The 9,303-nt window shown below is 71.3% G+C and carries 8 protein-coding genes; 7 read left to right on the forward strand and 1 reads right to left on the reverse strand.

The features are described 5' to 3' along the window. The first annotated feature begins 251 nt into the window (after positions 1-251). Positions 252-1,442, forward strand: coding sequence for a cell wall metabolism sensor histidine kinase WalK (locus ACH4XV_RS36970; protein WP_235618594.1), 1,191 nt, complete (start codon positions 252-254; stop codon positions 1,440-1,442). Then, positions 1,439-2,119 carry a response regulator transcription factor gene (locus ACH4XV_RS36975; protein WP_078975976.1) on the forward strand — a complete coding sequence of 227 codons (681 nt, stop codon included), beginning with the start codon at positions 1,439-1,441 and terminating at the stop codon, positions 2,117-2,119. The genes ACH4XV_RS36970 and ACH4XV_RS36975 overlap by 4 nt, the downstream gene beginning before the upstream one ends. A 118-nt stretch (positions 2,120-2,237) precedes the next feature. On the opposite strand, the gene ACH4XV_RS36980 is transcribed toward ACH4XV_RS36975, so the two are convergent. Further along, the gene (locus ACH4XV_RS36980; protein ID WP_395796996.1) at positions 2,238-2,924 is read right to left on the reverse strand and encodes a hypothetical protein; all 687 of its coding nucleotides are present in this window, start codon (positions 2,922-2,924) and stop codon (positions 2,238-2,240) included. A 385-nt stretch (positions 2,925-3,309) separates the two neighbouring features. Between ACH4XV_RS36980 and ACH4XV_RS36985 the strand changes: the two genes are divergently transcribed. The 5 genes from ACH4XV_RS36985 to rlmB all read left to right on the forward strand — a co-directional run bounded on the left by ACH4XV_RS36985 (position 3,310) and on the right by rlmB (position 7,753). Next, the gene (locus tag ACH4XV_RS36985; RefSeq protein WP_020552233.1) at positions 3,310-3,792 is read left to right on the forward strand and encodes a CarD family transcriptional regulator; all 483 of its coding nucleotides are present in this window, start codon (positions 3,310-3,312) and stop codon (positions 3,790-3,792) included. 57 nt (positions 3,793-3,849) lie between these two features. Continuing rightward, positions 3,850-4,662 carry a 2-C-methyl-D-erythritol 4-phosphate cytidylyltransferase gene (ispD, locus tag ACH4XV_RS36990; RefSeq protein WP_395796998.1) on the forward strand — a complete coding sequence of 271 codons (813 nt, stop codon included), beginning with the start codon at positions 3,850-3,852 and terminating at the stop codon, positions 4,660-4,662. Further along, on the forward strand, positions 4,652-5,167 hold the full coding sequence (gene ispF / locus ACH4XV_RS36995) for a 2-C-methyl-D-erythritol 2,4-cyclodiphosphate synthase (RefSeq protein ID WP_395797000.1): 516 nt from the start codon (positions 4,652-4,654) through the stop codon (positions 5,165-5,167). The genes ispD and ispF overlap by 11 nt, the downstream gene beginning before the upstream one ends. Positions 5,168-5,208: 41 nt before the next feature. Continuing rightward, positions 5,209-6,618: a cysteine--tRNA ligase gene (gene cysS / locus ACH4XV_RS37000; protein ID WP_395797002.1), complete on the forward strand. Its 1,410-nt coding sequence runs from the start codon at positions 5,209-5,211 to the stop codon at positions 6,616-6,618. 154 nt (positions 6,619-6,772) lie between these two features. Then, positions 6,773-7,753 (forward strand): 23S rRNA (guanosine(2251)-2'-O)-methyltransferase RlmB, encoded by a 981-nt coding sequence (rlmB, locus tag ACH4XV_RS37005; protein ID WP_380008886.1) that lies wholly within the window; start codon positions 6,773-6,775, stop codon positions 7,751-7,753. Positions 7,754-9,303 lie beyond the last annotated feature (1,550 nt).

Raw genomic sequence — 9,303 nt, forward strand, 5'->3', positions numbered from 1 at the left:
CCGGTTCAGCGGCCGCAGCTGCCACCACAATTGCACGCGGAACCGGACTTACAGCCACAGCCACAACTGGACGGGCAGTTGCAGCCCGGCACGGGCGCCCTCGGTTGGGGCGGGGTCTGCGGGTCGGACATGACGACCTCCGAACGATCACCGGTGACAGGCGTGGCGCACGGATGAACGACACATGAAGATCTGCACGACGGACCCTCTGGACGGTTTCACCCGTTCGGGTCAGCTCTACCCTGGAACATGTGGACGTGAACGTTGCCGCCGCCGCTTTGGCCGCTGTATCCGGATTGGCCGTCGGTGTGGCCGGCACCCTGGCCTTCCGCTGGAGTGAGCGGGCCCAGGGCAGAGGTACGGCCGCGGCGCCCGCCGCGGCCCCTTCTCTGCCGCCCGGAGTGGCCACCGTGTTGTCGGTGCTGCGTTCCTCCGCCGTGGTCCTCGACGAGTTCGACACGGTCGTCAAGGCGTCCTCCGCGGCCTACAAGTTCGGCCTGGTCCGCGGGGATCAACTGGTGCCCGAGGACCTGCTGGCGATGGCCAAGGAGACCAGGCGCGACGGCGAGATAAGGCAGCGCGACCTGCTGCTCGCCCGCGCCGACGGCGAGGCGCACGAGTTCGAGGTGTCCGCGCGCGTGGCGCCGCTGGGCTCTCGGCTGGTGCTGCTCCTGGTCGAGGACCGCACCGAGGCGCGCCGGGTGGACGCGGTGCGCCGCGACTTCGTGGCCAACGTGAGCCACGAGCTCAAGACGCCGGTCGGGGCGCTCTCGCTGCTGGCCGAGGCGGTCATGGACGCCAGTGACGACCCCGAGGCGATCATCCGCTTCGCGGGCCGGATGCAGATCGAGTCGGCCCGGCTGACCAACCTGGTCCAGGAGCTGATCGACCTGTCCCGGGTGCAGAACGACCATCCGCTGCACCACGTGGGCCCGGTACCGCTCGACGACCTGGTGGCCGAGGCCGCCGACCGCTGCCGGCAGGCGGCGGAGTCCAAGCAGATCACCCTCGCGATCGGGGGCGATCGTGAGCTGATCGTGCCGGGGGACCACAATCAACTGGTGATGGCCCTGGGCAATCTGGTCGAGAACGCGGTCAACTACAGTCCTGCGCGGACGAGGGTCGACATCGAGGTCAGAGCAGAGGCGCGGATGGCCGTCATCACCGTTTCCGACCAGGGCCTGGGCATTCCCCAGCGTGACCTGGATCGCATCTTCGAGCGGTTCTACCGTGTCGATCCGGCCCGCTCGCGGGCCACCGGCGGTACCGGCTTGGGCCTGTCCATCGTCAAGCACATCGCGGCGGGCCACGGGGGAGAGGTAACCGTGCGCAGCCTTGAGGGTGTGGGATCCACCTTCACCCTGGTGCTGCCCTTCAAGTCCAGTACCTCTCAATCGATGTCGATGACATCGTCGACCCCATCCATGGAGGCATCACGATGACCCGTGTGCTCGTCGTCGAAGATGAAGAGTCCTTCAGCGACGCGCTGTCGTACATGCTTCGCAAGGAAGGCTTCGAGGTGGCCGTGGCCGCCACCGGCCCCGAGGCGTTGGAGCTGTTCGACCAGGGCGGCGCCGATCTGGTCCTGCTCGACCTGATGCTGCCCGGCCTGCCGGGCACCGAGGTCTTCCGCGGGCTGCGGGCCAAGTCCAACGTGCCGGTCATCATGGTGACCGCCAAGGACAGCGAGGTCGACAAGGTGGTCGGCCTGGAGATCGGCGCCGACGACTACGTCACCAAGCCGTACTCGACCCGCGAGCTGATCGCCCGGATCCGCGCCGTGCTGCGCCGCCAGGGCGGGGTGGAGACGGACGAGCCGCGCGCGATCGAGGCGGGTCCGGTCCGGCTCGACGTCGAGGCCCACCGGGTCACCGTGGAGGGTCGGCGGATCGATCTCCCGCTCAAGGAGTTCGACCTGCTCGAGGTGCTGCTGCGCAACGCGGGCCGGGTGCTCACCCGGATGCAGTTGATCGACCGGGTCTGGGGCGTCGGCTATGTGGGCGACACCAAGACGCTGGACGTGCACGTGAAGCGACTGCGGGCCAAGATCGAGCCGGACCCGGGCGCCCCGCGCTACCTGGTCACCGTGCGCGGTCTCGGGTACAAGTTCGAGCCCTGATCGGGCCGGGGCCGCCCCGGCCCCATGTGACGACGGCGCCCGCGCCGCCCCCGGTGTCCGGGAGGCGGCGCGGGCGCCGTCGTATGTGCCTTTGTGTCCCGCGGCGCGGGTACGGCCGTCAGCCGCCGGCCGGGGCCGACGCGCTGTTGCGCGGGGCACCGGAGGCGCCGTTGCCGCTCGCCGGGGTCGTGGCGCCGCCCGTGTTGGCGGTGGCGGGCGCGGTGTTCGGCGGCGCGGTGGCCGGCGCCGAGGCGGTCGGCGGCGCGGGCGGCGGCGGGGTGAAGGCCGGGGTCGGCTTCAGCTGCGCGTAGTAGCTCGACGGGGAGTGCACCGAGACGTCCAGCGAGGTCTCGCCGGCGGTGCCGAACGCGAAGGTCACCCGGCGGAACGAACCGGCCTCGACCTTGGCGGCGTTCGGGAAGACCAGCGGACCGAGGTAGACGCGCCCCTGCGGGTCGTCGGCGGCCATTCCCTGGGGACGGTCGATCAGGTACGCGGCGCCGCCCGCCGGGATGGTCAGCGGGCCGCCGAGGGCCGCTCCCGCGCCGTCCACCGTCACCTTGGTGATCGTCTCGGGCGTGGTGCCCTCGTTGAACAGCGCGCCACCGAGCGCGACCAGGTTCTTGCCCGGGTCGCTCGTCACCAGCTGGACGTTCTGGATCTTGAGCGAACCGAACGCCGTACTGGCCGTGTCGGGTTTGATCTTGCCGGTCTCGGCTTCCTTGCCACTGGCGCAGCCCGCGGCCAGGGGAAGGACGACGGCGACGGTGGCGGCGAGGGCGCCGCGTCGAAGGCTGCGGCTCACGGCGGCGGCATCTCCTTGAAGATCTAGGATTCTGGACCGGTCACGATGACCGGGGACAGCGTACTCAGGCCGGATGGACGACTTGTACGCGGCTCACCGCGCCGAGCGGCGCCTTCACCGGGGCGGAGTCGGCACAAGGCCGCCGGGATCGGCCCGACTCCGGTGATGCGGGTGGGACGTTTGGGTCGTGCGAGAGCGGTCGACGCACCCTCAGGACGAGCTATTTGTCCTATTTGTTCGAGTCCTACGGGTGTGGGGTTCCCTGTCCCAGCACGCCCACAGGCTGCTTGTCAAGCCCCGACTAAGGCCCTGACCTGCGGAAACGTCATTCAGTAGGGGCGTGTCCCGTGTTACCCTAGAAAGCCACGGAAGGGGTACCTGTCACATGACGTTCAAGGTTGGCGACACCGTGGTCTACCCCCATCACGGGGCCGCGCTGATCGAGGCGATCGAGCAGCGCACGATCAAGGGTGTGGACAAGACCTATTTGGTGTTGAAGGTCGCCCAGGGTGATTTGACCGTCCGCGTGCCCGCGGACAACGCGGAATTCGTCGGTGTTCGAGACGTGGTGGGCCAGGAAGGGCTCGACCGCGTCTTCGAGGTACTGCGTGCTCCGCACACCGAAGAACCGACGAACTGGTCACGACGTTACAAGGCGAACCTGGAAAAGCTCGCCTCCGGTGACGTTATCAAGGTCGCGGAGGTCGTGCGCGATCTATGGCGCCGCGAGCGTGACCGCGGCCTGTCGGCAGGCGAAAAGCGCATGCTGGCGAAGGCTCGGCAGATCTTGGTGAGCGAGTTGGCGCTCGCCGAGAACACGAACGAGGACAAGGCCGAGGCCATCCTCGACGAGGTCCTGGCTTCCTGAGCCGTAGGATCCGCCCGTCGATGACGGACGGATCCGCCGGTGCGGTGTCGGCGCCATATGGCGTCGGCGCCCGGGTGGTTTGAGGGGACTTCGTTGAACACTGCGGTCCTTGTGCCCGCTGCAGGGCGTGGTGAACGGCTCGGTCCCGGTGCGCCCAAGGCGTTGCGTGAGCTTGGGGACATCCCGATGCTGGTGCACGCCGTCCGGTCGCTGTTGACCGCCCGCGGGGTAACCGCGGTCGTGGTCGCCGCACCGCCGGACGGTGTCGCCGGTGTCCGGGATCTTTTGCGTGCGCAACTGCCCGCGGAATCACCCGTGCGGGTGGTCGCGGGCGGTGCGACACGCCAGGAATCGGTACGGCTCGCCCTCGCGGCGGTGCCGGCCGATCACGACATCGTGCTCGTGCACGATGCCGCGCGTCCGTTTGTGCCGGCCCACGTGGTCGAGGCGGTGATCGCCGCCGTCGCCGACGGGGCCGACGCGGTGGTGCCCGCGTTGCCCGTGGTCGACACGGTCAAGGAGGTCGCCCCGGCGAACGGCGTCGAGACCGTGGTGCGCACGGTCGATCGATCGTTGCTGCGCGCCGTACAGACCCCCCAGGGTTTTCGGCGGGCGGTATTGGCGCGCGCCCACGCCGAGGCCGAGGGGTTCGGCGCGGAGGGCGCGACCGACGACGCCGGGATGGTCGAGCGCACCGGCGGCACGGTCGTGGTGGTCCCCGGTTCCGAAGAGGCGTTCAAGGTGACCCGACCGTTCGACCTGCTGCTTGCCCGCGCGCTTTTGGAGCGGCGAGCGGAGCGGGCGGCGCAGGCGCGCGCCGACGAGGCGGACGGTGCCGCGGAGAGTACGGAGATCGACGTTGTCCGGTGAGCACGCGGCTCGGGTGGTGCTGCCCCGTACCGGGATCGGGGTGGACGTCCACGCCTTCGAGGCGGGGCGCGAGTTGTGGGTGGCCGGGTTGTTCTGGCCCGGGGAGACCGGGTTGGCCGGGCACTCCGACGCCGACGTGGTCGCGCACGCCGCGTGCGACGCGTTGTTCTCGGCGGCGGGCATCGGCGATCTGGGCGCACACTTCGGCACTTCGCGGCCGCAGTGGTCCGGGGCGTCGGGGGCGACCCTGCTGACCGAGGCCGCGCGGCTGGTGCGCGCGGCCGGATTCGAGATCGGCAACATCGCGGTGCAGGTGATCGGGGTGCGGCCGAAGGTCGGGCGGCGGCGGGCCGAGGCGGAGGCCGCGCTGTCGGCCGCGGCCGGTGCGCCGGTGTCGGTGTCCGGGACCACCACCGACGGTCTGGGGCTGACCGGGCGGGCCGAGGGAGTGGCCGCGATCGCCACCGCGCTCGTGGTGCCGGTCGGGCCGGGAACCGAGGGATAACGGCGCACGCCGCGCCGTCCCGACGCTCTAAGCTTGCGCGTGTGAGCATGCGCCTGTACGACACCAGCACCCGCACGGTCCGGGACTTCGTGCCGCTTGTCGAGGGACAGGTCTCGATCTACTTGTGTGGTGCCACCGTGCAGGCACCTCCGCACATCGGGCACATCCGATCGGGGCTGAACTTCGACGTGCTGCGCCGGTGGTTCGCCCACCGCGGCAACGACGTCGTGTTCTGCCGCAACGTCACCGACATCGACGACAAGATCATCGCCAAGTCCGCCACGGAGGGTGTGCCCTACTGGCAGGTCGCGCAGACCAACGAGCGGGCCTTCGCCGACGCGTACACCGCGCTCGGCTGCCTGCCGTCGACCGTGGAGCCCCGGGCGACCGGGCACATCCCCGAGATGGTCGCGATGATGGACCGGCTGATCGCCACGGGGCACGCCTATCCGTCCGGCGGCGACGTGTACTTCGACGTCTCCTCGTTCCCGGCCTACGGCGCGCTGTCCGGCCAAAAGCCCGACGCGATGCGCGAGGCGGAGGACGGGGGCACGGGCGCGGCGGGCAAGCGGGACCGGCGCGACTTCGCGCTGTGGAAGGCGGCCAAGCCCGGCGAGCCGTCGTGGGAGACGCCGTGGGGACACGGTCGTCCGGGGTGGCACCTGGAGTGCTCCGCGATGGCGCACAAGTACCTGGGCGCGGCGTTCGACATCCACGGCGGCGGGCTGGATCTGGTGTTCCCGCACCACGAGAACGAGATCGCCCAGTCCAAGGCGGCGGGCGACGCGTTCGCCGCCTACTGGATGCACAACGCCTGGGTCACCCTCAGCGGTGAGAAGATGAGCAAGTCGCTCGGCAACTCGGTGCTCGTCTCCGAGATGCTCAAGCGCTGGTCGCCGCTGGTCCTGCGCTACTACCTGGCCACCCCGCACTACCGGTCGATGATCGAGTACAGCGAGGAGGCATTGCGCGAGGCCGAGGTCTCTTTCGGGCGGATCGAGGGCTTCCTGGAGCGGGCCGGCGAACAGACCGGGGCGATCGAACCGACGGCCGACGTGCCGGCGGTGTTCGCCGCCGCGATGGACGACGACCTGGGTGTGCCGCAGGCGATGGCGGTCGTGCACAACACCGTGCGCGACGGCAACACCGCGCTGGCGGCGGGTGACAAGGACGCGGTCGTACGGCACGCGGCCGATGTGCGGGCGATGTTGGGCGTGCTCGGCATGGACCCGCTGTCGGAGCAGTGGACGGCGGGCGCCTCCGCCGGTCGCTCCGACGAGCTGCGCGGGGTGGTCGACCACCTCGTCAAGCTCGCCCTCGGGCAGCGTGAGGCGGCGCGGGCGCGCAAGGACTACGCGGCCGCCGACGCGGTCCGGGACAGCCTCACGGCAGCCGGGATCGTGGTGGAGGACACGCCGCACGGCCCCCGGTGGACGCTGCACCGGGACTGAGTCGCCCTCGGGCCCGGGAGGCTCGACGAGAACGCGCCGTACGGCCGGAACGCCACGAGGTGGCGGACCGGCCGTACGGTTGTAACGGCTGGAGCGGTTGCCCCTCGGGCGACCGGGGATCGCAATATGAAGCAATCGAAGGGATGTACCCGTCATGGCCGGCAACACGGAGCGCCGTAACAAGCGCAACGAGGGAAGCAAGAAGGGGCCCTCGGTCGGTACTGGTGGGCACAGCCGCCGGGCGCTGAAGGGCAAGGGGCCGACGCCGCCCGCGGAGATGCGCAAGGGGCACGCGAAGCAGCGCGCCGCCAACGCCGCGGCCAAGCGCAAGGCCGCGGCGCCCGCGGCCCGGCGTCCGGCGGGCGGGCGGCCCGGCCGGGGCGGGAAGAGCGCGTCCGAGCTGGTCGCGGGCCGCAACTCGGTGCTCGAGGTGCTGCGCGCCGACGCGCCGGCCACGTCGTTGTTCATCGCGCAGTACATCGACAGCGACGACCGGGTGCGCGAGGCGATGAAGATCGCCAACACGCGGGGCATCCCGCTGATGGAGATCCCGCGCCCCGAGCTGGACCGGATGACCGACGGCGCGATCCACCAGGGCCTGGTGCTCCAGATGCCGCCGTACGAGTACGCCCACCCGGACGACCTCGTGGTGGAGGCGCACGACCGCGCCGAAACGCCCCTCGTCGTCGCGCTCGACAGCGTCACCGACCCGCGCAACCTCGGCGCGGTCATCCGCTCCGCGGCGGCCTTCGGCGGCCACGGCGTGGTCGTCCCCGAGCGCCGCGCGGCCGGAATGACCGCCGGCGCCTGGAAGTCCTCGGCAGGCGCGGCCTCCCGCATGCCGGTGGCCCGGGCGGCCAACCTCACCCGAGCCCTCGAGGCCTACAAGAAGGCCGGCCTGACGGTGGTCGGCCTGGCCGCCGACGGCGACATCACCCTCGACGAACTGGCCGCGGCCACGGAACCCCTGGTGGTGGTCGTCGGCTCCGAGGGCAAGGGCCTGGGCCGCTTGGTGCAGGAAACATGCGACATCACGGTCCGAATCCCGATGGCCGGCGGCAACGAGTCCCTGAACGCGGGAGTCGCGGCAAGCATCGTGCTGTACGAGGTGGCCAGGCGGCGGGGGGCGAAGTAGGCGGGGAGAGGTAGACGGCGAAGCGGGCCGGGCCGGGCCGGGTCCGGCGCGGGGCGCTCGGGGGCGGTCGGGCCGGGTTCGCCGGCCGTGCGTTCCCGAGTGGGCCGCGTCGGATGTTCTCGGCGCGCGCTGCGCCTTGGGTTGCGGGTGGCTGGTGCGTGGCCGGTCAGAGTCGGCGGTGGGCCGCCGCCGGCGTGCGGGGCTCCGAGACTGCGGGCTTCCGGCGAGACGCGCGCGCTGCTCGGCGGAGAAGCGGCCGGCAGCGGCGGGCAGGGTGGGCGCTCGGGTCGGGTTCGCCGGGCATGGGTCCCCGAGTGGGCCGGGTCGGGTGTTCTCGGCGCGCGCTGCGCCTTGGGTTGCGGGTGGCTGGTGCGTGGCCGGTCAGAGTCGGTGGTGGGCCGCCGCCGGCGTGCGGGGCTCCGAGACTGCGGGCTTCCGGCGAGACGCGCGCGTTGCTCGGCGAGAACCGGCCGGCAGCGGCGGGCAGGGAGGGCGCTCGAGTCGAGTTTGCCGGGGAACCCTCCCGAGTGGGCCGGGCGTTCCCGGCGCGCGTTGTGCTTCTGGTTGCGGGTGGCTGGTGCGTGGCTGGTCTGAGTCGGTGGCGGGCCGCCGCCGGCGTGCGGGGCTCCGAGACTTCGGGCTTCCGGCGAGACGGGCGCGTTGCTCGGCGGAAACCGGCTGGCAGCGGGGAGCGGGGGGTGGTCGAGTTGGGTTCTCTGGGGCCTTCCAGGGTGGGTTGGATGTTTTGGGGATGTTTGGAGGGGAGTTGGGGTTCGAAACCGGATCGCGATGGGTGGTTGCGGGCTTCGAGCTTCGGTGACCTGCGGTTTTGTGGGGTCGGGGTGGAAAGTCGGGCGTCGAGTGCCGGTTTCGTGTGTTCCGCCCTCCTCAATGCCCGTGAGGGGACCGAAACTGCCCGGTCAGGGTTGGCTTCGGGCGCTGCGACCTCGCAGAGGTCGTCGACGGGACCGAAAGTGCCCAGTGGGGGCCGAAACCGGATGCCGCGGCACTGCAGAAGCGCCCGCCGTGCGCTGACCTGCGGTTTTTTCTCGCGCTGAGTCCACGGCACCTCACGCCGTCCGGTTTCGTGAACTCCTGCCCTCCAACACGCCCGACAGCACCTCGAAATGCCCTGCCCGGCCCACTCGGGAACGCACGCCCGGCGAACCCGACCCGAGCGCCCTCCCTGCCCGCCGCTGCCAGCCGGTTTTCGGTGAGCAACGCGCCCGCCTCGCCGGAAGCCCGAAGTCTCGGAGCCCCGCACGCCGGCGGCGGCCCACCACCGACTCAGACCGGCCCCGCACCAGCCACCCGCAACCAGAAGCACAACGCGCGCCGGGAACGCCCGGCCCACTCGGGAAGGTTCCCCGGCGGACTCGACCCGAGCACCCTCCCTGCCCGCCGCTGCCGGCCGCTTTTCCGCCGAGCAACGCGCCCGCCTCGTCGGAAGCCGAGTCTCGGAGCCCCGCACGCCGGCGGCGGCCCACCACCGACTCAGACCGGCCCCGCACCAGCCACCCGCAACCAGAAGCACAACGCGCGCCGGGAAC

The organism is Embleya sp. NPDC020630 (assembly GCF_044334985.1).
In the GTDB taxonomy this organism is placed as follows: domain Bacteria; phylum Actinomycetota; class Actinomycetes; order Streptomycetales; family Streptomycetaceae; genus Embleya.

What these genes read in the sequence shown, in the direction of transcription:
- ACH4XV_RS36975 (WP_078975976.1), top strand. Translation starts at nt 1,439, where the DNA reads ATGACCCGTGTGCTCGTCGTCGAAGATGAAGAGTCCTTCAGCGACGCG.
- ACH4XV_RS36985 (WP_020552233.1), top strand. Translation starts at nt 3,310, where the DNA reads ATGACGTTCAAGGTTGGCGACACCGTGGTCTACCCCCATCACGGGGCC.
- ispD (WP_395796998.1), top strand. Translation starts at nt 3,850, where the DNA reads ATGGCGTCGGCGCCCGGGTGGTTTGAGGGGACTTCGTTGAACACTGCG.
- rlmB (WP_380008886.1), top strand. Translation starts at nt 6,773, where the DNA reads ATGGCCGGCAACACGGAGCGCCGTAACAAGCGCAACGAGGGAAGCAAG.